General features: G+C 64.6%; 23 protein-coding genes. 10 read left to right on the top strand and 13 right to left on the bottom strand.

Features of this window, described 5'->3' with window-relative positions:
- Position 1: 1 nt before the first annotated feature.
- The 3 genes from XH79_RS32680 to XH79_RS32670 all read right to left on the bottom strand — a co-directional run bounded on the left by XH79_RS32680 (position 2) and on the right by XH79_RS32670 (position 3,263).
- Entirely contained in the window at positions 2 to 1,021 is a 1,020-nt protein-coding gene (locus XH79_RS32680) for a branched-chain amino acid ABC transporter permease (RefSeq protein ID WP_271584331.1), read from the bottom strand.
- On the bottom strand, positions 1,018 to 1,920 hold the full coding sequence (locus XH79_RS32675; RefSeq protein ID WP_211401104.1) for a branched-chain amino acid ABC transporter permease: 903 nt from the start codon (positions 1,918 to 1,920) through the stop codon (positions 1,018 to 1,020). The genes XH79_RS32680 and XH79_RS32675 overlap by 4 nt, the downstream gene beginning before the upstream one ends.
- Before the next feature lie 83 nt (positions 1,921 to 2,003).
- Positions 2,004 to 3,263 carry an ABC transporter substrate-binding protein gene (locus XH79_RS32670; protein ID WP_271584330.1) on the bottom strand — a complete coding sequence of 420 codons (1,260 nt, stop codon included), beginning with the start codon at positions 3,261 to 3,263 and terminating at the stop codon, positions 2,004 to 2,006.
- A 173-nt stretch (positions 3,264 to 3,436) separates the two neighbouring features.
- Here XH79_RS32670 and XH79_RS32665 point away from each other — a divergent pair, with 173 nt between their 5' ends.
- The 4 genes from XH79_RS32665 to XH79_RS32650 all read left to right on the top strand — a co-directional run bounded on the left by XH79_RS32665 (position 3,437) and on the right by XH79_RS32650 (position 8,302).
- Positions 3,437 to 4,930 (top strand): AMP-binding protein, encoded by a 1,494-nt coding sequence (locus tag XH79_RS32665; RefSeq protein WP_271584329.1) that lies wholly within the window; start codon positions 3,437 to 3,439, stop codon positions 4,928 to 4,930.
- On the top strand, positions 4,927 to 5,568 hold the full coding sequence (locus tag XH79_RS32660) for a TetR/AcrR family transcriptional regulator (RefSeq protein ID WP_212344083.1): 642 nt from the start codon (positions 4,927 to 4,929) through the stop codon (positions 5,566 to 5,568). The genes XH79_RS32665 and XH79_RS32660 overlap by 4 nt, the downstream gene beginning before the upstream one ends.
- Entirely contained in the window at positions 5,565 to 7,475 is a 1,911-nt protein-coding gene (locus tag XH79_RS32655; protein ID WP_271584328.1) for a flavin-containing monooxygenase, read from the top strand. The genes XH79_RS32660 and XH79_RS32655 overlap by 4 nt, the downstream gene beginning before the upstream one ends.
- Before the next feature lie 191 nt (positions 7,476 to 7,666).
- Positions 7,667 to 8,302 carry a 2-hydroxychromene-2-carboxylate isomerase gene (locus tag XH79_RS32650; RefSeq protein ID WP_271584327.1) on the top strand — a complete coding sequence of 212 codons (636 nt, stop codon included), beginning with the start codon at positions 7,667 to 7,669 and terminating at the stop codon, positions 8,300 to 8,302.
- 3 nt (positions 8,303 to 8,305) lie between these two features.
- Here the strand turns inward: XH79_RS32650 and ald are convergent, their stop codons facing one another.
- A complete protein-coding gene (gene ald, locus XH79_RS32645; RefSeq protein ID WP_271584326.1) occupies positions 8,306 to 9,421 on the bottom strand; it encodes an alanine dehydrogenase in 1,116 nt (371 codons plus the stop codon).
- A 144-nt stretch (positions 9,422 to 9,565) separates the two neighbouring features.
- Here ald and XH79_RS32640 point away from each other — a divergent pair, with 144 nt between their 5' ends.
- The 3 genes from XH79_RS32640 to XH79_RS32630 all read left to right on the top strand — a co-directional run bounded on the left by XH79_RS32640 (position 9,566) and on the right by XH79_RS32630 (position 13,067).
- A complete protein-coding gene (locus XH79_RS32640) occupies positions 9,566 to 10,045 on the top strand; it encodes an Lrp/AsnC family transcriptional regulator (RefSeq protein ID WP_211401110.1) in 480 nt (159 codons plus the stop codon).
- Between the two features lie 82 nt (positions 10,046 to 10,127).
- Positions 10,128 to 12,485: an Orn/Lys/Arg decarboxylase N-terminal domain-containing protein gene (locus XH79_RS32635; protein ID WP_271584325.1), complete on the top strand. Its 2,358-nt coding sequence runs from the start codon at positions 10,128 to 10,130 to the stop codon at positions 12,483 to 12,485.
- A gap of 6 nt (positions 12,486 to 12,491) precedes the next feature.
- On the top strand, positions 12,492 to 13,067 hold the full coding sequence (locus XH79_RS32630) for a GNAT family N-acetyltransferase (protein ID WP_212344073.1): 576 nt from the start codon (positions 12,492 to 12,494) through the stop codon (positions 13,065 to 13,067).
- A 3-nt stretch (positions 13,068 to 13,070) separates the two neighbouring features.
- On the opposite strand, the gene XH79_RS32625 is transcribed toward XH79_RS32630, so the two are convergent.
- The 3 genes from XH79_RS32625 to XH79_RS32615 all read right to left on the bottom strand — a co-directional run bounded on the left by XH79_RS32625 (position 13,071) and on the right by XH79_RS32615 (position 15,169).
- Complete coding sequence (locus XH79_RS32625; protein WP_212344071.1) at positions 13,071 to 13,283, bottom strand: hypothetical protein; 213 nt, start codon at positions 13,281 to 13,283, stop codon at positions 13,071 to 13,073.
- A gap of 279 nt (positions 13,284 to 13,562) precedes the next feature.
- Positions 13,563 to 14,003, bottom strand: a complete 441-nt coding sequence (locus XH79_RS32620; protein ID WP_271584324.1) for a flagellar basal body rod protein FlgC — start codon at positions 14,001 to 14,003, stop codon at positions 13,563 to 13,565.
- Between the two features lie 116 nt (positions 14,004 to 14,119).
- Positions 14,120 to 15,169: a hydroxyacid dehydrogenase gene (locus tag XH79_RS32615; protein ID WP_271584323.1), complete on the bottom strand. Its 1,050-nt coding sequence runs from the start codon at positions 15,167 to 15,169 to the stop codon at positions 14,120 to 14,122.
- A 242-nt stretch (positions 15,170 to 15,411) separates the two neighbouring features.
- Here XH79_RS32615 and XH79_RS32610 point away from each other — a divergent pair, with 242 nt between their 5' ends.
- The 3 genes from XH79_RS32610 (at position 15,412) to XH79_RS32600 (ending at position 17,023) form a co-directional block, all read left to right on the top strand.
- Complete coding sequence (locus tag XH79_RS32610) at positions 15,412 to 15,963, top strand: thiamine pyrophosphate-binding protein (RefSeq protein WP_271584322.1); 552 nt, start codon at positions 15,412 to 15,414, stop codon at positions 15,961 to 15,963.
- Positions 15,964 to 15,985: 22 nt separating this feature from the next.
- Positions 15,986 to 16,582, top strand: coding sequence for a thiamine pyrophosphate-dependent enzyme (locus tag XH79_RS32605; protein ID WP_271584321.1), 597 nt, complete (start codon positions 15,986 to 15,988; stop codon positions 16,580 to 16,582).
- Between the two features lie 78 nt (positions 16,583 to 16,660).
- Positions 16,661 to 17,023 (top strand): VanZ family protein, encoded by a 363-nt coding sequence (locus tag XH79_RS32600; protein WP_271584320.1) that lies wholly within the window; start codon positions 16,661 to 16,663, stop codon positions 17,021 to 17,023.
- Positions 17,024 to 17,080: 57 nt separating this feature from the next.
- On the opposite strand, the gene XH79_RS32595 is transcribed toward XH79_RS32600, so the two are convergent.
- The 6 genes from XH79_RS32595 to XH79_RS32570 form a co-directional block, all read right to left on the bottom strand.
- The gene (locus XH79_RS32595) at positions 17,081 to 17,464 is read right to left on the bottom strand and encodes a DUF1236 domain-containing protein (RefSeq protein WP_130367836.1); all 384 of its coding nucleotides are present in this window, start codon (positions 17,462 to 17,464) and stop codon (positions 17,081 to 17,083) included.
- Positions 17,465 to 17,578: 114 nt separating this feature from the next.
- Complete coding sequence (locus XH79_RS32590) at positions 17,579 to 18,466, bottom strand: 2-hydroxy-3-oxopropionate reductase (RefSeq protein ID WP_271584319.1); 888 nt, start codon at positions 18,464 to 18,466, stop codon at positions 17,579 to 17,581.
- Between the two features lie 12 nt (positions 18,467 to 18,478).
- On the bottom strand, positions 18,479 to 19,264 hold the full coding sequence (gene hyi, locus XH79_RS32585; RefSeq protein ID WP_212344060.1) for a hydroxypyruvate isomerase: 786 nt from the start codon (positions 19,262 to 19,264) through the stop codon (positions 18,479 to 18,481).
- An 11-nt stretch (positions 19,265 to 19,275) separates the two neighbouring features.
- Positions 19,276 to 21,060, bottom strand: coding sequence for a glyoxylate carboligase (gcl, locus tag XH79_RS32580; RefSeq protein WP_271584318.1), 1,785 nt, complete (start codon positions 21,058 to 21,060; stop codon positions 19,276 to 19,278).
- 155 nt (positions 21,061 to 21,215) lie between these two features.
- Positions 21,216 to 23,018, bottom strand: coding sequence for an adenine deaminase C-terminal domain-containing protein (locus XH79_RS32575; RefSeq protein ID WP_271584317.1), 1,803 nt, complete (start codon positions 23,016 to 23,018; stop codon positions 21,216 to 21,218).
- A gap of 85 nt (positions 23,019 to 23,103) precedes the next feature.
- The gene (locus XH79_RS32570) at positions 23,104 to 23,904 is read right to left on the bottom strand and encodes an NYN domain-containing protein (RefSeq protein ID WP_271584316.1); all 801 of its coding nucleotides are present in this window, start codon (positions 23,902 to 23,904) and stop codon (positions 23,104 to 23,106) included.
- Between the last annotated feature and the right edge of the window lie 2 nt (positions 23,905 to 23,906).

Here is a 23,906-nt window from a genome sequence, read left to right as displayed (position 1 = left end):
GCTAGCGCCCCTCGCCTGTCTCGCGCCGGTGCGCGTACCAGTCGGCGACGAAATCGAGCAAACCTTTGCGCAGGCCTAGCGCGAAGAACAGGATGACGATTCCGAGCACGATGCCGTGGTACTCGGTGAACCGAGTCACGGTGTCGTTGAGCAGCAGCAAGAGCACGGTGCCGACCATCGGACCGAGGAAGGTCGAGACGCCGCCGAGCATGTTGATGAAGATGGCTTCGCCTGAGATCGTCCAATAGGCGAACTCGGGATAAGCGCCGGAGACGAACAGCGCCATCACCATGCCGCCCATGGACGCGAACAGCGCCGCCAGCACGAACACCGTCAGCTTCGCCCGCCAGACGTCGATGCCGAGGAAGCTCGCACGCGCGGCGTTGTCGCGGATCATGCGCAAGGTGTAGCCGAACGGCGATTGCGCGATCTGGCGCATCGCCAGCAGGCCGAGGATGAGCAGCGCACAGCTCGCGATATAGAGATGGATGTGGTTGGCCAGGTTGATGCCGAGGAAGGCAGGCCTGGGAATGCCGCCGCGCAGGCCCTGGTCGCCGCCGGTGAAGGACGCCCAGGACAAGATGGTCGAGTGGATCAGCATCTGGAAGGCGAGCGTAACGAAGGCGAAATAGATCTCCTTCAGCCGCACGCAGATCGCGCCGATGACGCCCGCGACCACCGCCGTGATCGCCAGCGTCGCAACGAAGGCCACGGGAATCGGCACCCCGAGCTTCTGCATGATCAGGCCAAAACTGTAGGCCCCAAGGCCGAAGAACATGCCGTGGCCGAACGAGGTCAGGCCGGTGTAGCCGACCAAGAGATTGAGCGAGGTCGCGAACAGGCCGTAGGCCGAGCAGCGGATGACGAAATCGAGCAGCGCCTTGCTGCCCGTAAACAGCGGCAGGCTCGCCAGCACGGCGAAGGCGATCAGCGCGATCAGGACGTCGCGATAGCGGCGAAGCGCCGCCCCACTCTGCACCGGCGCTAGCGCCTGCGTGCGCCCGGCCTCGAGCTCGGTCATGCCGCCTCCTTGCCGAACAGGCCGGTGGGTTTGGAGACCAGCACGATCACCATGAACAGGTACATCAGGCCTTCCGTGAACAGGGGAAAGCCGAGCGAGCCGAACGAGCGGATGAGGCCGAGCAGCAGCGCACCGATCAGCGCGCCCAGGATCGAGCCCATGCCGCCGATCACGGTGACGATGAAGGACTCGATCAGCACGGAGAATCCCATGCCGGGGGTCAACGACCGCACCGGCGCGGCCAGTGCGCCGGCAAGCCCCGCCAGCATGCCGCCGAGCGCAAACACGCCGCCATAGATCAGGCCTGTGTTGATGCCCAGCGCCGAGACCATGCCGGGATTATGCGCGGCGGCGCGGATCACCTTGCCGATGCGGCTGCGCGACAATCCGATACCGAGCACGATGGCCGCGACCAGCGCGACGCCGATCAGCAGCAGATAATAAGGCGGCACCACGCCGCCGGCGATGAACAGCGGCATCACCTGGAACGCCGCCGGCATGCCCATCGCCTTGAACTCCGGCCCCCAGATGATGCGCACGACATCGTCGAAGATCAGCACGAAGGCATAGCAGACGAGCAGCTGCATCAGGACGTCGGCGCCGTAGACGCGGCTCATGAAGACGCGCTCGAAGATCAGGCCGAGGATCGCGGTGCCGGCCGCGCCGGCCAGCATCGCCAGCGCGAAGCTTCCCGTGAGCTGATAGGCCGTCATCGCAAAGTAGGCTCCGAACATGTAGAAGGCGCCGTGGCTGAAATTGACCACCTTCAGCACGCCGAAGATCAGCGTCAGCCCGACCGCCACCAGGAACAGCAGCATGCCGATGATGAGGCCGCTGGTGGTTTGCGTCACCAGGCAGGCGGAGCTGGAGAGACAGCCGGCGAGCGCGTCGAGATCCACGGGAGCACTTTCATTGCAGCGCGCCTGATGTGGCGCGGAAAACAAAAGGCGGAGACGGTCGCCCGCCTCCGCCGCACATCAGATCAGGTGTAGCCCTTGCTCTTCTTCCACTCGGCCTCGAGTTCGAAGATGGTCTTCCAGTCGCCGGCCTTGACCTCGGGCACATAGGGCTCTTGCGGGATCGTGGTGCCCCAGCCGATGGCGTAGCCGACCAGCGTGTGGTCGTCGCCGCGCATGGTCACGGTGCCGTCGGCACCGAACGGGCACTTGATGGTGAGGCCCTTCAGCGCCTCCGCGATCTTCTTGCCGTCGGCGGAGTTCGCCTTTTTCGCAGCTTCCGCCATCAGCATGATGGCGGTGGCATTCTCCCACGACCAGTTGGTCGGATATTCGTTGTACTTGGCCTTGTAGGCGTCGCCCCAGGCAGCGTTTTCCGGCGTAGTCGGGAACGTCTTGATGTAGCGGTTGCCGGAGTGGATGCCCTTGGGCAGGTTCTTCACCACGGTGAGCGCGGTGTAGTCGGCCATGTTGACCGCGAACACCTCCATCTGGCCGAACATCGCGTAGATGTTGGCCTGGTCGATGTAGGAGGTGAGATCGCCGCCCCACAGGCAGGAATAGAGCGCCTGCGGCTTGGCCTGCAGGATCTTGGTGACCACTTCGGTATAGTCGGGCTGAAACAGCTTCGGCCAGGACTCGCTGATGATCTCGACCTCGGGCGCGAAGCGCTTCAGGTACAGCGTGAACTCCGCCGTGGTGTCGCGGCCATAGGCATAGTCGGGCGAGCAGGTCGCCCATTTCTTCAAGCCCTTCGCCTTGGCGATCGCCGCGGCATAGCTGCCGCCGACGATGGAGTCGTGCACGCCCTGCCGCGCGGTACGGAACGCGTTCGGGATGTGCTGCTTGGGATCCGCAGTCAGCGACGAGGTCTCCGAATTGGTGTGGATGCAGAACACGCCGAGATCGCGCGCGACCTCGTGCACCGCGAAGGCGCCGGACGAGGCTTCGGCGTCGATCATCAGCTCGCAGCCGTCGGTGTTGACGAGCTCGCGCGCGACGCGGGCGGCTTCCTGCGGCTGCCCCTTGGAGTCGCGGATCACCATCTCGATCTGCCGGCCGGCAAGACCGCCGGCGGCGTTGATCTTCTCGACTTCGAGCATCACCGCATTGCGCGAGGACGTGCCGAGCTGCGCGACGCGCCCCGACAGAATGGTCGGCATGCCGATCTTGATGGTCTTGGCCTGGGCACGCGCCACCCAGGGCGCGGCAAATGTCATCGCACCGGCGCCCATCAGCGCCAGTGTTGAACGGCGGCTGATGCCCGGCGTGCGGGTTCTCGTCATTTTCCCCTCCCTCTTTCGGGTCGGCGTTTTCCTGGTCCCTTGCCGGAGATCATCTCGTCTCCGTGTTCCCAAGGATTTCAGAGGCAGGGGGTGACGTCAAGCCAAAGATGAACTATGAGTCAGAATTCAGAGGAGAGGAAACGAGGCCGGCAATCGGCCCGAAGCCAGCGAAAATGATCAATCTGTCGAGCTTCATCGCCTTTCATGCCCGGCGCACGCCGGAGCGGCCCGCGCTGAAATACCGCGGCGAGGAGATTTCCTACGCCGGTTTCGACACGCGCATCCGGAAAGCGGCCGGCTGGCTCGCCGCGCAGGGCATCGGCGCCGGCGATGTCGTGGCCGTGCTGATGAAGAACAGCGCGGCGTTCTTGGAGCTGGTGTTTGCCACCAGCCATCTCGGCGCGGTGTTCCTGCCGATCAATTTTCGTCTTTCGCGCGACGAGGTCGGCTACATCGCCGGCAATGCCGGCGCGCGCCTGCTGATCGTCGATGAGGAATTGGCGGCGAATGCCGCGGGCGCGAGGATCGTCGTGCTCGATGAGGCCGCGCAGCAGAGCATCGCGCATCTGGCGGGCGACGCGCCGCCCGCCTCGATGCACGTTCGTCAGCCATCCGACCTGATGCGGCTGATGTACACCTCGGGCACGACTGACCGCCCCAAGGGCGTGATGCTCACTTACGATAATTTCTACTGGAAGTCGGCCGACCAGACCATCGCGCTCGGCCTCAGTGCCAAGACGCGCCTTCTCGTCGTCGGCCCGCTCTATCACGTCGGCGCGCTCGACCTCCCCGGCATCGCCGTGCTCTGGCATGGCGGCTTCATCCGCATCGAACGCAATTTCGAGGCTGAGACGGCGCTTGCCGCGATCGCGGAGGACCAGCTCAACGCCGCCTGGTTCGCGCCTGTGATGACCACGGCGATGCTCACCTGCCCCACCCGCGATCGCTACGACGTCTCCAGCCTGAAATGGGCGATCGGCGGCGGCGAGAAGACGCCGGAGCTGCGCATCCGCGCCTTCTCCGAATACTTCCGCAATGCGCGCTACATCGATGCCTATGGTCTTACCGAGACTGTCGGCGGCGACACTTTCATGGAGGCCGGACGCGAGATCGAGAAGATCGGCTCCACGGGCCGCGCCATCGCCCATGTCGAGATCGAGATTCGCGACGAGGACGGCAAGACGCTGCCGCCGAACGTCAATGGCGAGATCTGCCTGCGCGGCCCCAAGATCACCCGCGGCTATTGGAGGGATCTAGAGAAGACGGCGTCAGCCTTCTTCGGCGACTGGTTCCGCAGCGGCGATGTCGGCTATCTCGACGACGAGGGCTTTCTGTACCTGACCGACCGCAAGAAGGACATGATCATCTCCGGCGGCGAGAACATCGCCTCCTCCGAGGTCGAGCGCGTCATCTACGATCTGCCTGAGGTGCGCGAGGTCGCAGTGATTGGGCTGCGCGATGCGCGCTGGGGCGAGCGTCCCGTCGCCATCGTCGTGCTCGCCGAAGGCGCCAGCCTCGAGCTCCCTGCCCTCATCGAGCACTGCCGCGCGCGGCTCGCGAGCTTCAAGGTGCCGAAACAGCTGATCATCCGCGACAGCCTGCCGCGCAATCCAAGCGGAAAAATCCTCAAGCGCGTGCTGCGCGCCGAGCTGGAGACGTCTGAATGACGCAAGCGAATGCCAAGGTGACAAAGCTCAACCGCGTCGAGCGCAATGCCTGGACCAAGCAGAAGATCTTCGACGCCGCGACGAAAGTCGTCGGCAAGTATGGCTATGCCGAAGCCTCCGTCGCCCGCATCACCGAACAGGCAGGCGTCGCGCAAGGCACCTTCTACAATCATTTCGAGAACCGGCAGGAGCTGCTCGACCAGCTGCTGCCGAAGATCGGCCTCGACATGGTCGAGTTCATCCGCGCCCGCACCGGCAATGCGCACGCGGCGCGGCAGGAGATCGAGCGCTTCTCCGCCTTCTTCGACTTCATCCGTGAAGTGCCGGAATTCCTGCGCATCCTCAACGAGGCCGAGTTCTTCGCGCCGATTGGCTACCAGAAGCATCTCGACAACATCTCGGTCGCCTATGTCCGCATCCTGCGCCGGGCTCGCCTTGCCGGCGCGATCGAGGATTACAGCGACGAGGAGTTCGAGGCGATCGTCCACATGCTGATGGGCGCCCGCGGCTATCTCAGCCGCCGCTATTCCTATTCGGAAAGTGGCGTCACCGCCGTGCCCGATCACGTCATCTCCGCCTATCGCAAGCTGATGACGCGCGGCCTTTTCACTGCCTCCGGAGATCAGGACACGCCATGAACATCGAATCTCCGCACAAGCCGCTCGACCTCGCCTCTGCGATCGCCGAGGGCGATATCCGTTGCCTGCTGATGGTGCTGGTTCACATGACCGGTGACGAGAAATGGCTTGAGCCCCCATACCTGCCCAAGCGCGACATCCGCCTCATTCCCGATCCCGATGCTGGCGTGCCCCGGGAGGTCCAGGACGAAATTCGCGCCGCCGTGGTCAGGCTGTTTGCCGACGGCACGCCAAAGCCCGTCATCACCGACCCCGGCGAGGGCTTGCTGCTGAGGATGATGCGCGCCTGCCTCGGCGAGAACGTCGCGCCGGAATACGCGCCCCTGATGCGCGAAGAGATGGGTTTTGTGCCGCGCGAAGCGCGTTGGACCAAGCAGCCGTCGAACGAGAAGCTCGCCGACCAGCATGTGCTGATCGTCGGCGCCGGCGTCTGCGCCATCGCGCTTGGCGTCGGGCTCGGGCATCTCGGCATCCCCTACACCATCGTCGAGAAGAACGCCGAGCTCGGCGGCACCTGGTGGATCAACCGCTATCCCGGCTGCGGCGTCGATACGCCGAACCACTCCTATTCATATTCGTTCGGCTCGCGCAATGCGTGGACGCGCTACTTCTGCCAGCGCGAGGAGCTGCTCGGCTATCTGCTGAAGGTCGCCGAGGAATACGGCATCCGCAAGCACCTGCGCGTCAACACCGAGCTGACATCGTCGCGCTGGGACGAAGACAGGAAGCGGTGGATTTCGACGCTGAAGACCAGGGACGGCGAAGAGATTTTCGAATCTACCGCGCTGGTCTCGGCCATTGGCCAGCTCAACGATCCCTCACGGGCACACTTCAAGGGCGAAGACAACTTCAAGGGAACGATCCTGCATTCGGCGCTATGGTCGGGCGATATCGAGCTCGAAGGCAAGCACATCGCCGTGATCGGTACCGGCGCGACCGCGATGCAGTTGGTGCCGTCGATCGCCGGCCGCGTCGCCTCGGTCACGGTCTATCAGCGCAGCGCGCAATGGGCGCGACCGGTGAAAGGCTATTCCGATCCGATCAGCGAGGGCGCGCGCTGGCTGCTCGCGCATCTGCCGTTCTATGTGCAATGGTACCGCTTCAACATGTTCTGGCGCTACGGCGATGGCCTGCTGCCGTTCCTGCGCAAGGATCCGGCTTGGCCGCATCCCGAGCGCGCTGTCAACAAGGGCAATGACAGGCACCGCCAGGAGTTGACTGACTTCATCCTGTCCGAATTGCAGGGCCGCCCGGACCTGATCGCAAAATGCGTGCCGACCTATCCGCCCTATGGCAAGCGCATCCTGCTGGACAACAATTGGTTCAAGACGCTCACGCGGAACAATGTCGAGCTGGTCACCGACGCGATCGACCATTTCGACCAGGGCGGCATCATCACCGCCGACGGCAAGCACCGCCCCGCCGACATCATCGTGGTCGCCACCGGCTTCAAGGTGACGGAGATGGCGGCGCGCCTCAACATCAGCGGCCGCGACAGCAAGGATTTGCGCGAAGCCTGGGGCAACGACAATCCGACCGCCTTCCTCGGCCTCACCGTGCCTGATTTCCCCAACTTCTTCTGCATGCTCGGCCCGAATTCAGGCCCGGCCCATGGCGGCAGCGTCATCTTCCAGTCGGAATGCCAGAGCCGCTACATCTCGGCGTGTCTCGCCAGTATGATCGAGCAGAACGTCGCCGCGATCGATGTCCGCCAGGACGTGCTCGACGATTATGTCCGCAAGGTCGATGCCGAGCACGAGGCGATGATCTGGACCCATCCGGGCATGACGACCTACTATCGCAATTCGAGCGGCCGCGTGTTCTCGGCGATGCCGTGGCGGTTCGTGGATTACTGGCGCATGACGCACGATCCGGATCTGCGGCAGTACAGGCTGACGACGGGGTAATTGCTGCCGCCACGGACCAGTTGTAGCGTTGGCGCCGCACTCTCGCCACGTCGTCATTGCGAGCGCAGCGAAGCAATCCAGAATCTTTCCGCGGTGGCACTCTGGATTGCTTCGCTGCGCTCGCAATGACGGAATATGCGGCGGCCCCTCGCCTCCTCGCAGGTAGCGCCGCGCCTATGAAGGAAACGCCAATGCCAAAACCAATCGTCCACGTCTACACCGATTACAAGAGCCCCTACGCGTTCGTGGCCAACAAACGCCTGTTCGCGCTCGAAGAGACGCACGGCGTCGCGCTGGAATGGCTGCCCTACACGCTACGGATCGCTGAGTTCATGGGCAAGGTCGAGGAGCGGACGCCGCATTTCTGGCGCAAGGTGCGCTACGCCTACATGGACGCACGGCGCTATGCCAATGCGCAAGGGCTCGTCATGAAGGGCCCGCGGCGAATCTACGACGCCTTCTATTCCAGTGTCGGTATGCTGTTCGCCCAGCGGCACGGCTTCTTCCGCACCTACCACGACACGGTGTTCCGTAAATTCTGGAGCCATGAGCTGGAGATCGACGATCTCGCCGCGATCACCGAAGTCATCACCTCGTGCGGAGGCTCGGCCAGCGAGTTCGCAGCCTACGTCAACGGCCCCGCCCGCGCCGAGCACGACCGCATCATTGACGAGGCCGAGGCACTTGGCGTGTTCGGCGTGCCGACCATGGTGTTCAACGGCGAGTTGTTCTGGGGCGGCGACCGCATCGACATGCTGATCGAGCGCATCAAGAAGCCCGAGACGATCGAGGCGGCGCTCGGTAGCCGCCATCGCAAGCCGGTATAACAATTACGCCGCCAGCCCGCTCTCCACCGGAGCAAACTCCAGCCCGAGACTCTCCGCCACCGCCTTGTTCGTAATCCGCCCACGATGGACGTTGAGCCCATTGCGCAGATGCGGATTCTCCAGCACCGCGGCATAGCCCTTGCTCGCCAGCATCAGGCCGAACGGCAGCGTCGCATTGTTCAGCGCCTGGCTCGAAGTCACCGGCACCGCGCCCGGCATGTTGGCGACGCAATAATGCACGACGCCGTCGACCTCGTAGGTCGGCTCGGTATGCGTGGTCGGGTGCGAGGTCTCGAAGCAGCCGCCCTGGTCGATCGCGACGTCCACCAGCACCGCGCCGGGCCGCATCGATTTGAGCATGGCGCGGGTGACGAGTTTCGGCGCGCTGGCGCCCGGCACCAGCACTGCGCCGATCACGACGTCGGCGGCGAACACCTCCTCCTCGACCGACTCGATCGTCGAAAAGCGCGTCCGCACGCGTCCCATAAAGAGATCATCGAGCTGCCGAATCCGGGGTATGGAGCGGTCGATCACGGTGACTTCCGCACCAAGGCCAGCGGCCATGCGCGCGGCCTGCGTTCCCACCACGCCGCCACCAAGCACGACGACGCGCGCCGGCTGCACGCCGGGCACGCCGCCAAGCAGCAGACCGCGGCCGCCGGCTGACCGCTTGAGCGCGGCGCCGGCTGCCTCGATGGCGAGGCGGCCGGCGACTTCGCTCATCGGCGCGAGCAGGGGGAGGTTGCCGGCCGCGTCGGTGACGGTTTCATAGGCGATCGCGGTGCAGCCGGAAGCAAGCAGGCCCTTGGCCTGTTCGGGATCCGGCGCAAGATGCAGGTAAGTAAACAGGATCTGGCCTTCGCGGAGCTGAGCCCATTCGCTTCGCTGCGGCTCCTTCACCTTCACGATCATGTCGGATTTGGCGAAGATCTCGCGGGCGCTGTCGGCGATCGCAGCCCCTGCCTTCCGATAGACCTCGTCGGACGCGCCGATGCCGCTTCCGGCGCCGGTCTCGACCGTCACCTGGTGCCCGGCAGCGACATATTCACGGACCGCCCCCGGCGTGAGCCCGACGCGATATTCCTGCACCTTGATCTCCTTGGGAACACCGACGTGCATCTTCCGCTCCTTCGCCAACGAAATTGATTCCGTTGTTGATCGTAGCGAGAGGGCCGGTTTGGTTTCGTGCAAATATCCGCTAGTTTGACTGAGCCCGCGCCGGTTTCCGGCGTGGAAACATCTTTTCACGCTGGAAACAAAACTTTGGCCCTGGACCGGAAAGACCTCGCCATCCTCGCGGAACTCACGACCAACGCGCGGGCCAGCCACACCGAGCTCGCCAACAAGGTCGGGCTGTCGAGCACCGCGCTGGCGCGGCGGCAGAAGGCGCTGGAGGACGACGGCTACATCCAGGCCTACCAGGCCGCGCTCGATCTGACGCAGTTCGGCCTCACCACGACGGTGCTGGTGCGTATCGCACTCGAAAGCCAGAGCGACGAGGCGCTGAAGGCGTTCGAGGCGGAAGTGGGGAAGTGCCCCTCCGTCGTGCGCTGCTTCCTGATGTCGGGCACCGACGATTACATCCTGATCGTGCTCGCCCGCGACATCCAGGATTTCGAGCGCATTCACCGCACCGAGCTGTCACGCCTGCCGCGCGTTGCCCGGGTGCAATCGAGCTTCGCACTGCGCGAGATCGTCAACCGCACGGTGCCGACCGTGGTGTTCGGCGAGGTGAAGCGCTAGCGGACGCGATCCCGCACCCCTGTCATCCAACTGTCATCGAATGTGCCGAGAGCTGTATCCACTGGCACATTCGGGACGGACCATGGACTATTTCAAGCGCTTCAACTTCCTGTTCGCAGCACCCATGTTCGACGCCGACGACCTCGAGGGCGTCCGCTTCAACCAGATCATCGAGGAGATCCAGCGTTCCGGCTTCGAGGTGGTCCGGGCCCGCAAGCTGGAGGACGCCGAGATGGCGGTGCAGACCGATGCCGCGATCGGTTGCATGGTGGTGGACTGGGGCAAGAAGGGCCTGGAGGGCAAGACCTCGGCGCTGATCAATTTGATGCGCCGCCGCGGCCTCGACTTCCCGATCATCCTCTTGATCCGGCGCAAGCGGTTCGAGGACCTGCCGGTCGAAGTGCTCGATTTCATCGACGGCTACGTCTTCCTGTCCGAGGAGACGCCGCCCTTCATCGCCAAGAACCTGATCAGCCGTCTCAAGCAATATGCCGAGACGCTGAAGACGCCGTTCTTCGGCGCCCTCGTCGACTATGCCGAGGAAGGCAACCAGCTCTGGACCTGTCCGGGCCACAATGGCGGCGTGTTCTACAACCGCAGCCCGATCGGCCGTGTGTTCGTCGAGCATCTCGGCGAGTCCGTGTTCCGCGACGACCTCGACAATTCCGTGCTCGACCTCGGCGACCTCCTTACCCATGAGGGGCCGGCGCTGAAAGCGCAGAAGGAAGCCGCCGCAATCTTCGGCGCGGAAAAGACCTATTTCGTGCTCAACGGCACCTCGACCTCGAACAAGGTCGCGCTCGGCGCCCTCGTCACCGACGGCGATCTCGTGCTGTTCGACCGCAACAACCACAAGGCCGCCCATCACGGCGCGCTGATGATCAATGGCGGCATCCCGGTCTACGTCCCGACCGTCCGCAACGCCTGGGGCCTGATCGGCCCGATGCGCTGGGACATGCTCGACGAGAAGACCCTGCGCGAGGCGATCCGCAACCACCCGCTGGTGAAAGATCGCGATGCCTGGCGCAAGGAGCGGCCGTTCCGCGTCGCCGTGGTCGAGCAGTGCACCTATGACGGCTCGATCCACAGCGCCGAGATGATCATCAAGCGCATCGGCCATCTCTGCGACTACATCCTGTTCGACGAGGCCTGGGCCGGCTTCATGAAATTCCACCCGCTCTATGCCGGCCGCTTCGCCATGGGCCTTGCGAACCTTTCCCCTGAAGCGCCGGGTATCATCGCGACCCAGTCCACCCACAAGCAGCTCGCGAGCTTCTCGCAGGCTTCGCAGATCCACATCAAGGACCGTCACATCCGCGGCCAGAAGCGGCGCGTCGAGCACCGCCGCTTCAACGAGAGCTTCATGCAGCACGCCTCGACCTCGCCGTTTTATCCGCTGTTCGCCTCGCTCGACGTCGGCGCACAGATGATGAAGGGCCGCTCCGGCGAAGTGCTGTGGGACGACACGATCCGCCTCGGCATCGAGCTGCGCAAGAAGGTCCGCGCGATGCGCCGGGAGTTCGAGGAGAAGGAGCAAAATCCGGATCGCCGCTGGTTCTTCGAACCCTTCGTTCCCGATCGCATCGCCATTCCCGATGTCAGCCGCCCCGGCGCGGCGCATAACGTCGCCTGGGAGACGCTCTCCACCGACGAGCTCGCGACCAATCCCGCGCTGTGGCAGCTCTCTCCTGATACCAACTGGCACGGCTTTCCCGATCTCGCGGAAGGCTTTGCCATGACCGATCCGAACAAGCTGACCTTGCTCACGCCCGGATTCGATCGTGCCACCGGCGCCTATGCCGAGCACGGCATCCCCGCGCCGGTCGTCGCACAATATTTGCGCGAGAACCGCATCGTCCCGGAGAAGAACGACCTCAACTCCCTGCTCTTCCTGCTCACCCCCGGCGTCGAGGCGAGCAAGGCCGGCACGCTGATCTCCGGTCTCGTCGCGTTCAAGAGGCTGCATGACGACAATGCGCTGCTGGCCGACGCGATCCCGGAATTCTATCAGCGCCGGCAGGCGCGCTACGCAGGCGTGCGCCTGCGCGACCTCTGCGGCGACATGCACCGCTTCTTCCGCGCCGCCGATGTCAGCGCGCTCCAGGCGCGGCAGTTCATGCCCGAGCACATGCCCGAGATCGCGATGTCGCCGCGCGATGCCGCGCGCTACCTGTTCAAGAACGACGTCGACTATCTGCCGATCGAGGCGATCGCGGGCCGGATCGCCACCACGCCCTTCGTCGTCTACCCGCCCGGCATCGCCACCATCGTGCCAGGCGAGCGGCTGACGGAACGGGCCAAGCCCATGATCGATTATCTCAAGATGTTCGAGACCTGCTTCAACACGTTCCCGGGCTTCGACGTCGAGATCCAGGGCGTCTACAAGGAGATCGATGCCCAGGGGCGCGTCGGGCTCTATACTTACGTCGTTGCCGAGTAGGTGCCGATGAACGAAACAGCTGCGCGCGCGAGTGATGAACCAGTCCTGGTCAGGCCGTCACGCGAGAGCGATGTCGAGGCGATGCTGGCGATCTACCGCCATCACGTCCGCACTGGCGTGCCGCGCGACGTCGAGGGAACCGGTGCGCCGGAGCCGGACGACTTGCGCGACCGCCGCAAGAATTTGAAGCAGACCCGCCTGCCGCATCTGGTTGCGACCTGGCGCGGCGAGGTCGTCGGCTATGCCTATGCCGTGCTCTTCCGCAAGCGCCCGGCCTATCGCTACACAGCCAAGCACTCGATCTATGTCCATCACGCGCAGCTCGGCCGCGGCGTCGGACGGCTTCTGCTGCAGGAATTGATCGATGCCTGCGCGGCGGCCGGCTTCCGCCAGATGATCGGCTATATCGATGCCGACAATGCACCCTCGCTGGCGCTGCACGAGAAGTTCGGCTTCGCGCGCGCAGGGCTGCTCGGCGGCGTCGCCTATCGCCACGGCCGCTGGTCCGACACCGTCATGGTGCAACGCTCGCTCGGCGCGGGGACGACGGCGCCCCCGCCGGTCACGGCCCCGGGCCGGTAGGCCTTACGACGGAAAGTCAGCCGGTTTGACGTGGATGCGATCGGCATGCAGCGACCAATGGTGCAACGCCTGGTCCTTGCAGAACTTCGCCTTCGCCCGTTCCCTGGCCTCGTCCTCGTCGGCGGCATCGATCTCGAGCGTGCCCTGGCAGACCTCGATCTCGCGGCCGTACTGGCCGAGCACATCCTTCATGAACTTGACCACAAAAGTTGTCATGGGACCTCCCTGCTGCCCCGGCGGCACTCTAATCCCATTTAGGCCGGACAGGGGAAGGAGATTTTGACGCGGATCAAGTGCTGTCCGTCCGAGCGGAAGATTCGTTGCGGAACCTGCCGTGCGGGTTTATGGGCAAATGCCGGTCGCCCATGAGGATTTTGCCTTGCACTTTGTCGGGCGGCGGCCATCTCGACCTCATGACCTGCGAGGCCGTGTTCCGGCAGCTTGGCGCAAAGCTGGGGTAAACGACCTACCGCGAGACCGGGCCAACCTCAGTCATCACGCCTTGATATCGAGGAGTGTGTCTTCCGTCTCGGCGTAGGCTTGAATCACCTTCGCATTGGCGATGAAGCTGTACTTTGCGGTCGCCAGCTCAGCGAACTCGCTGGCGAGATCGACATTCGGCGCGGCGACCAGGCCGTCCTGGTTTGCGAAGGGAGCGCCCGGGTCGGATTGGGCGGTATAGCTCGGCGAGACCGTCGACACGGTCGCAACCGTCCCGCCCGGCGTCGAGCCGTTCGATTGGGAGACCTGATCGACTCGCAGCGGCACATAAGCGGCGGGAAACGTCGGAGCAATGCCCGAACTGGCCGGCGTGCTCGATCCGCCTGATGCTGGGAGCGGGCCGGTCGTGTTGACGTTGGCGATATTGCTCGCGGCCGCGCTCACGCGCAGGCTCGCCGCAGAAAGTCCGGATGTCGCAATCGAAAGTATGCTCATGCTCCTTGATCTACAGGACAAGTTATACGCGTTCATTCACGCCATCGATAAGATGCGCCCCTCTGTATTTCCCTCGCGGTAACCAATGGCTGGCGCGCAATAGCCCTTCGCGCGCCCTACCCCGGCGTCACGCCAAAAGCCTGCTTGAAGCGTTCGGCGTAGCGCGGCCAGACCTCGGGATTGATGATGCGAGGCGGGCGCTTGCCGTCGAGCGTCTCCAGCACCTGCTCGGCGGCAATGCGGCCCATGTTCTGGCGCGCCTCGATCGTGACGCCGGCGGTGTGCGGGCTCGCCAGCACGTTGTCGAGCTGAAGCAGCGGATGCTCCGGCGGCGGCGGCTCCTTGGACCAGACGTCGAGGCCGGCGCCCGCAATGCGCTTGTCGCGCAGCGCCTGCAGCAGCGCATCCTCGTCGTGGATGAAGCCGCGCGCGGTGGTGATGAAGTAGGCATGCGGCTGCATCAGCGCGAACTCGCGCGTGCTGATCATGTTGCGGCTCTTCTTGTCGAGCGGGCAGGAGATCGAGACGAAATCGGCGCGGCGCAACAACTCGTCGAGTTCGACCTTCTCGCCGCCCCGCTCGGCCATCACCTCGGCGGTGAGATAGGGATCATAGGCCAGCACCTTCATGCCGAGCAGGCCCTTGCACAGCGCTGCGATGCGGCGGCCGACATTGCCGAGGCCGATGATGCCGACGGTCTTGTGCTCGACCTCGTTGCCGACGAGCTCGTTGCGGTTGACGTCGCGCTCGCGGCGCAGGCGGCGATCGGACTGGATGATCCGCTTGGACAGCGTCAGCATCATCGCCAGCGCGTGCTCGGCGACGGAATGGGCGTTGCCGCCGGACTGGTTGACGACCAGGACGCCGGCGGCCGTGCAGGCCTCGACATCGACGGGGTCGAAGCCCGCGCCATTGCTGGACACGAGCAGGAGGTTCGGCGTGCGCTTCAGGAACGCGGCGTCGACATGGAAGTGCGGCGCCAGTTCGTCCCGGGCTGCACCGATCTGATAGACATGGGCCGCGCTCAGGATCGGCGCGTAGAAATCTTCAGGGCTCTCGTTCTCGATGCGATCGAGCCGGACGTCCGGCCGCGCCTTCAGGATGTCGACATAGATCGGATTGGCCAGATATTTGACGTAGAAGACGCGCTTGCTGTTGACGGACATCAGGACCCTTCCGGCTCTCTCGTGGGAGATCCGCAAGGTCAGCGCGATGCGCGCCCATCCGTGCCCCTCCCGCTTTCTGGTTATAGCCGCTTATGCCATGGCGGCGCCGGTCACGGCAGGCCGTCTGGCGCAGATCACGGTGCCGGCCCGGACATGTTGACAATCCCGCTGCCTGCGTCAAGTTCGGCAGACCGCCGCGACGGCCAGAACCAAGAAGCATGCGCGGCTCGAGGGAGAACGCAATGGCGATTGCGGAACAGCAGACACAGGGGGCCAGCGACAGAAGCTGGCATGGCATCGTCCTGCAGACCCTGAAGCGGAACGAGATCAGCCTGATCCCCTACGTGCCCGACCGCGTGCTGACGCCGCTGATCAAGAATTTGCACGCCGATCCCTTCTTCACCACCTTCGCCACCGCCCGCGAGGAAGAGGCCGTCGGCATCGTCTCCGGCGCCTGGATGGGCGGACGGCGCGGCGCGGTGCTGATGCAGACCTCCGGCTTTGCCACGCTCGCCAACGTGCTGGCCTCGCTCGCAGTGCCCTACCAGATCCCGCTGATCATGTTCGTCTCCGAGCGCGGCACACTCGGCGAGTTCAACTACGGCCAGTCGCTGGTTTGCCGCACCATGCGCCCGGTGCTGGATTCGCTGGCGCTGGAGCATCACACCATCACCCGGCTCGACGAGCTCGAATTCATCGCCGACCGTTCGATCAAGCAGGCCGTCACCACGCAGGCGCCGGTGGCCCTGATCCTCAACCCGCTGCTCACGGGCGGCAAGACGTTCGACAAGTGAGCGCCGCCAAATGAGTTCAGATATGAACACTGGCAATACCAAGGTGATGAACCGGTTCGATGTGACCTCGCGGCTGATCGCAAAGCTCAAGCACGAGGAAGCCGTGATCGGCGGCATCGGCAACACCAATTTCGACCTCTGGGCCGCCGGCCACCGCCCGCAGAATTTCTATATGCTCGGCAGCATGGGCCTCGCCTTCCCGATCGCGCTCGGCGTGGCGCTGGCGCAACCCGACCGCCGCGTCTTCGCGCTCGAGGGCGACGGCTCTCTGCTGATGCAGCTCGGCGCGCTCTCGACGATCGCGGCGCTGAAGCCGAAGAACCTGATCATGATCGTGATGGACAACGGCATCTACCAGATCACCGGCGCACAGCCGACGCCGGCCGCTGGCGTCGCCGACATCGTCGGCATCGCCACCGCTTCGGGGCTCGTCAGGAGTTCGTGGGCCGCGGACGAGGAGGATTTCGAGCGCCTGCTCGACGAGGCCATGTCGGCTGACGAGCCCAGCCTGATCGCGGTTCGCATCGACGACAAGCCGGGCGTCGGCACCACCCGCAGGGATCCCGTGCAGATCCGGGAACGCTTCATGCACGGCCTCGGCGTGCGCGAGCCACTCTAAACATTTCGTCATTAACTACACGGCGATCTGATCCGCATCCCGCGGCAGGCCCCTGCCAATCCGTGCTAAGCGGCGCGGATGTCCATTCTTGTTCGCGCCTTTGCCTGGCTGCTTGCCGCCGCCGTGACCTTTGCCACCCTCGGGCCTCCGGGCCTGCGGCCCCATTCCGATCTCGGCCAGGACGGCGAGCATGCGCTGGCCTTCATCCTGATCGGGCTGGCCTTCGGCCTCGCCTACCGGCAGCGGCGGCTCGCAGTGGCGGTCGTTTCAGTGATCCTGATCGGCGTACTCGAGCTCATGCAATTCTGGGCGCCGGGGCGCCATGCGCGACTGGAGGATTTTCTGGTCGATGCCGGCACCGCCTGCATCGGCTTTGCACTCGCCGCCGTCGCCGATTGGGTCATGACCCGGTTTCGGACAAGCTCGGCCCTCACAAGCTGAGGCCCCGCGGAGCGACGCTCCGCAGGGCCCAAGTCCTCAAAGCCTGTATCGCGCCGATCAATCGATGATCTTGACGACGCGGCGCGTGCGCGGCTCGACGATCACGCGGCGATCGTTCACGACCGCATAACGATACTCGGTATAGTTCGGAACGGGCCGCAAGACCACGGTCGGAGGCAGCGGCTCGCCGACGACGACGCGCTCGTGGATCACGACGGAGTCATTGCGCGGGATCCCGCCTAGCACCGCGTTCGGAATTTCGAGGCCTGCGCCGACCGCAGCACCGACGGTGCCGCCGACCATTGCGCCGACCGGGCCGCCGATATCGCCGCCCGCGCGCGCGCCATCTCGGGCGCCCTGTTCGGTCGTCGACTGGGCAAAGGCTGCGCTCGAAGCCAGCAGCGACGCGGCAGCCAACGTAATCGCAAGACGGGTTTTCATGTCCTGATGTCTCCAGTGATTGTCCCTCGCTTTCAACCGCGGGACCGGATCATTGTTCCGGTTCCCGCTTGCCGAAGGACACACCAAAACTGGCGACTGTTACCGCGTAACAGTTCAGGCGGCAGCGATCTCGTGGCCCGCCATCAGTTCCAGTGCCCGCACCATGGCCGAGTGATCCCAGGCCTTGCCGCCATGCGCGGTGCAGGACGAGAACAATTGCTGCGCCACCGCCGTGCTCGGCAGCGAGAGGCCGAGCGCACGCGCGCCTTCGAGCGCGAGATTGAGATCCTTCTGGTGCAGCTCGATGCGGAAGCCCGGATCGAAATTGCGCTTCACCATGCGCTCGCCATGCACTTCGAGAATTCGCGACGAGGCGAAGCCGCCCATCAGCGCCTTGCGCACCAACGCGGGATTCGCGCCGGCCTTCGATGCGAACAGCAGCGCTTCACTTACGGCTTCGATGGTCAGCGCGACGATGATCTGGTTCGCGACCTTCGTGGTCTGGCCGTCGCCATTGGCGCCGACATGGGTGACGTTCTTGCCCATCTTGTCGAAAACCGGCTTCATGGTGCCAAAGGCCCGCTCCGGACCGCCGACCATGATGGTGAGGCTCGCAGCCTTCGCCCCGACCTCTCCGCCCGACACCGGCGCGTCGAGATAATCGGCGCCGAGCGCCTCGATCTTCTTTGCGAACTCCTTCGTCGCCAATGGCGAGATCGAGCTCATGTCGACGACGATCTTGCCCTTGGAGATGCCGCTTGCGACGCCGTCCTTGCCGAACAGCACCGCTTCCACATGCGGTGTATCCGGCACCATGATGATGACGGCGTCCGCTTCCTCCGCGACCTCCTTGGCCGATTTGCAGGCGATGCCGCCCGCCGAGATCAGCTCAGGCGCGACCGGCGCGACGTCATGCAGGAGAACGCGATGGCCAGCGGCCAGGAGGTGGCCGGCCATCGGCCGTCCCATGGTGCCAAGTCCGATGAAGCCGATGTCGATCATATCAGGATGTCCTCACGTCTCAAACGTCTGTGCCGCGTGCCAGGAGAGGCCTTCCAGCGTCGTGGTGCGCGGCTTGTATTCGCAGCCGATCCAGCCGCGATAGCCGATCGCGTCGAGATGACGGAACAGGAAGGGATAGTTGATCTCGCCGGTGCCGGGCTCGTGGCGGCCGGGATTATCGGCAAGCTGGATGTGGGCGATCTGGGGCAGATATTCCTGCATGGTGCGGGCGAGATCGCCCTCCATGATCTGCATGTGATAGATGTCGTACTGGATGAAGAGGTTGTTCGACCGCACCTCGGAGATCAGCTGCACCGCCTGCTCGGTGCCGTTGAGGTAGAAGCCGGGAATGTCGAGCGTGTTGATCGGCTCGACCAGCAGCTTGATGTTCTCCCGCGCCAGCGTCGACGCGGCGAAGCGCAGGTTGCCGACCAGCGTCTCCTGAAGCTCGCGCGGATCGGCATCGGAAGGCGCGATGCCGACGAGGCAGTTGAGCTGGTCGCAATCGAGCGCCTTGGCGTAGTCGATGGCGCGGAAGACGCCGTCGCGGAATTCGGCGGTGCGATCGGGCAGGATCGCGATGCCGCGCTCGCCGCCGGCCCAGTTGCCTGCGGGGAGATTGTGCAGCACCTGCGTCAAGCCATGGGCCTCTAGCTGCTCGCGCAGCTGCGCCTTGTCGAAATCATAGGGAAAGAGATACTCGACCCCGGCAAATCCCGCCGCCTTCGCCGCAGCGAAGCGGTCGAGAAACGGCATCTCGTTGAAGAGCATGGTGAGGTTGGCGGCAAACTTCGGCATGATGCTCTCCCCTATTCCGCCGGCTGCAGCACGCGTGTGGTGCCGACTTCGTCGAGCGGCAGATCCAGCACCTCCTCGAACTCGACGATGTTGTCGATCTCGGTGCCCATCGCGATGTTGGTGACGCGTTCGAGGATGAACTCGACCACCACGGGCACGCGGTGCTTGGCCATCAATTCGCGCGCGGTCGCGAATGCCGCCTGCGTGTCCTTGGGATCGGTGACGCGGATCGCCTTGCAGCCGAGACCTTCGGCGACCGTGACGTGGTCGACGCCGTAGACGCCGATCTCGGGCGCGTTGATGTTCTCGAAGGAGAGCTGGACGTGATAGTCCATCTCAAAACCGCGCTGGGCCTGGCGGATCAGGCCGAGATAGGAATTGTTCACGACGACATGGATGTAGGGCAGGTTGAACTGCGCGCCGACCGCGAGCTCCTCGATCAGGAACTGGAAGTCGTAATCGCCCGACAACGCGACGATCTCCCGATCCGGACACGCCGCGCGCACACCGAGGGCTGCTGGCAGCGTCCAGCCGAGCGGACCCGCCTGCCCCGCGTTGATCCAGTTGCGCGGCTTGTAGACACCGAGGAATTGCGCGCCGGCGATCTGCGACAGGCCGATCACGGTGACATAGGTGGTGTCGCGGCCGAACGCCTTGTTCATCTCTTCATAGACGCGCTGCGGCTTGATCGGCACGTTGTCGAAATGGCTCTTGCGCAGCATGGTCTTCTTGCGATCGCGGCAGGACGCGGGCCACGCCTGGCGCTCGCGGAGCCTGCCTGACCGGCGCCACTCCCTGGCGACGGTGACGAACAGCTCGAGCGCGGCCTTGGCGTCCGAGACGATGCCGAGATCGGGATTGAACACGCGCCCGATCTGGGTCGGCTCGATGTCCACGTGAACGAATTTGCGGCCCTTGGTGTAGGTCTCGACCGAGCCGGTGTGGCGGTTGGCCCAGCGATTGCCGATGCCGAGCACGAAGTCGGATTCGAGCAGCGTGGCGTTGCCGTAGCGGTGGCTGGTCTGAAGGCCGACCATGCCGGCCATCAGCACGTGATCGTCGGGGATCGCGCCCCAGCCCATTAGCGTGGGCACGACGGGCACGTTGGCGATCTCGGCAAACTCGACCAGCAGGTCCGACGCGTCGGCATTGATGATGCCGCCGCCCGCCACGATCAGCGGCCGCTCGGCGGCGTTGAGCATCTCCAGCGCCTTTTCGACCTGCTTGCGCGTCGCGGCAGGCTTGTAGACCGGCAGCGGCTCATAGGTCTCGTCGTCGAACTCGATCTCGGCGAGCTGCACGTCGAGCGGCATGTCGATCAGCACCGGTCCCGGCCTCCCTGAGCGCATCACATGAAACGCCTGGCTGAACACGCGCGGCACCAACGCCGGCTCGCGCACCGTCACGGCCCATTTGGTCACGGGCTTTGCAATCGACTCGATGTCGACGGCCTGAAAATCTTCCTTGTAGAGCCGCGCCCGCGGCGCCTGACCGGTGATGCAGAGGATCGGAATGGAATCGGCGATCGCCGAATAGAGCCCGGTGATCATGTCGGTGCCCGCCGGCCCCGAGGTGCCGATGCAGACGCCGATATTGCCGGCCTTCGCCCGCGTATAGCCCTCGGCCATGTGCGAGGCGCCCTCGACATGGCGCGCCAGGATGTGGCGGATCGAGCCGCGCTTCTTCAGTGCCGAGTAAAGCGGATTGATCGCAGCGCCGGGAACACCGAAGGCGGTCGAGATGCCTTCCTTCTCCAGGATACGCACGGCCGCATCGACAGCTCGCATCTTCGCCATATCGGACCTCGCTCAGGTTTAAGTCAGCGAGCGAGATCATCAGATGCGCAGGATGCGATCTCAACGAGATCGATTTTATTTTCCACGATGCGGCAACCGCTGGAAAAATCGCGGATGTCTCAATCGGTTAGATGAAACGGTGCGTGAAAGCCGCTTCACTCGAACAGCGGCGCCAGCTCCATCTGCGGCACCAGCACGAGGCCCTTGTCGGTGATGCGAATTTCCGGAATGACCGATAGGGGAATCAAATTGAAGCCCATGTAGGGGATGGTGCAGCCGGCTTCCGCCCATTCCTTCTTCAGCGCCTTGACCTCGTCGGCCACTTCCGTGACGCGCTTGTCGGAGAGCAGCCCCGCGATCGGCAGCGGAACCAGCGCCCTCACCTTGCCATCGGCCACGACGCAGACACCGCCCTGCTGCTCCCTGATCGCCGCGATCGCGACCTGCATGTCGGCCTCGTTGGTGCCGGCGACGATGATGTTGTGGCTGTCGTGGCCGACGCTGGAGGCCACTGCGCCGCGCTTCAGGCCGAAATCCTTCAGCAGGCCGTAGGCGACGTTGCCGGCCGATTTGCCGTGGCGCTCGACCACCGTGACGAAGCACAGGCCGTAGCGCGCGAACAGCGACGGCCAGTCCTTGGCCGGCTCGATCGCGACCTTCTCGTGGATCAGGGTGATGCCGGGCAACGCGGTCTTGATCGCATTGACGGTGCAGGCCTTCGCGGGCAGCTCCGGCGTCAACTTCATCTTCTCCGGCAGTTTTACGGTCACATAAGCCGCCTTCGGATATTGATAGCGCTGCGACAATGCCTGATCGAGACGGGGCGTGATCTTGCGGTTCTCCACCACGAGCTCGCCGCCATACCAGGTGCATTGCGGCTTGAGCTGATCGTCCATCAGCACCAGATCGGCGCGGCGGCCGCCGCCGAGGCCGCCGATGTCGCCCTCCATGCCGAAACGCGTCGCGCCGTGCAGCGAGCCCATCGACCACGCCTGCTCCGGCGACATCCCCGCCTTCACCGCCTCGCGCACCACCCAATCGAGCCCGAACAGAAGCAGATCGTCAGCGTCGCGGTCGTCGGTGCACACCGCCGTGCGCTTGTGCGAGGCCCCGAGCTCGGTGATCGTTCGGATCGCCTGCGGTAGCGAATGCCAGGGCGTGGTCGGCGGTCCCCCGCGCAAAAACACCCAGACGCCGGCGTCGAGCAGATCGTCGGCGATGTCGCGGTCGATCGCCTCATGGGTGTCGGTAACGCCGGATGCCGCGTAGGCCGCGACGAATTCGCGGCCGTAGACATGACCGGACACCGGTCGTCCGCGCTTCAAAGCCGCCGCTAGGATCGCATGACTGCGCTCGTCGCCCATGGTCACCGGCACGAAATCCATCTTCTCGCCGAGTGCGACCGCCTCAGGCCAGCGATCGAACAGGCCGGCGATCTTGTCCGGCGTGAGATCGCCGCCGGCCGTCTCCAATTCGGCCGACGTCGCCGGAACCGTGCTCGGCACCGTCAGGAAGATCGAGAGCGGCGCCTCGCGGGCGTCCTCCAGCATCGCCTCGACGCCCGCGACGTCCATCACGTTGCCGATCTCGTGGCTGTCGCAGAAGATCGTGGTGGTGCCGTTGAGCAGCGCGGCCTCGGCATAGGCGCAGGCCGTCACCATCGAGGATTCGATATGGATGTGCGGATCGACGAGGCCGGGCGCGATGATGCCGCCGGCGGCGTCGTAGAGCGGAACGTTGGGCCACGCCTTCTTCGCCGCCCCGGCCGGCTTCACCGCGGCGATGCGGCCGCCCGTGATCCAGACCTCGCGACCGGAGTGGATGCGCTCCGAATAGGTCGAGAGCACCCGCGCGCCGGTGATAACGAGATCGGGCGCAGCGCGCGCGGAGGCGACATCGGCCAGACGCCGGGTCATCGAATGCAGCGGTGCGACGGCGAAGCGGGTAAGTCTGGTCATCGGGACCCTCGCGTGGCGTTACAGCCCAGCGATGGTTACGCCCCCCGCCATAGCGGGCAAGCGCAAATATAACGGCAGGCCCTGCTTACGCCTTAGGCGCTGAGCCGCCCGCCGCCCCCGCCCTCGCAGGCCTGCGCGGGTTCCGCCTTCTCGGCGGCGCTGCGGCAGCGGGCTTGATCCGAATTCGCATCGACCGGCCCTTTGACTCGTCGATCTCGAACGAATTCGTCTTCCGCACGAGGTCGCTCAGCTTGCGGAACCCGAACGTTCTCGGATCGAAATCGGAGGCAAGATTGGCGAGCTGCCGGCCGACTTCACCGAGCGCGACCCAGCCGTCCTCGCTCTCCATCTGGGTGATCACCTTCTTGATGATGGGGGTCGCGGCATCAAGCGGCTGAAGCGACGTCGATCTTGAGGCGGCGTCCTGGTTGGTCGTCGGGACGGCAAGCAGGTTCTCGGTGTAAACGAACCTTCGGCAGGCCTGCCTGAAGCTTTCCGGAGTCTTCTGCTCGCCAAATCCGAAGACGTCGACGCCCTGCTCCCGGATGCGGGCGGCCAGACGGGTAAAGTCGCTGTCGGATGACACCAGGCAGAAGCCGTCGAACCGGCCGCTGTGGAGCAGATCCATGGCGTCGATGACCAAGGTTATGTCGGACGCATTCTTTCCCGTCGTATAGGCGAACTGCTGCTGCGGGATGATGGCGTGCTTCGACAGGATGTCAGCCCACCCCCTTGATCGCGCATTGGAGAAGTCGCCGTAGATGCGGCGAACGCTGGCCTCGCCGATCTTGGCAATCTCCTCGAACAGTCCATCCGCGATCTTTGCGGAGGCATTGTCGGCGTCGATCAGGACGGCGAGACGCGGCGAACGAAGTTCCGACGGCATGG

The organism is Bradyrhizobium sp. CCBAU 45389 (genome assembly GCF_028128625.1).
Lineage (GTDB): Bacteria > Pseudomonadota > Alphaproteobacteria > Rhizobiales > Xanthobacteraceae > Bradyrhizobium > Bradyrhizobium liaoningense_B.
The sequence above is the reverse complement of the archived record's forward strand: the minus strand, read 5'-3'. Positions and strand labels throughout refer to the sequence as shown.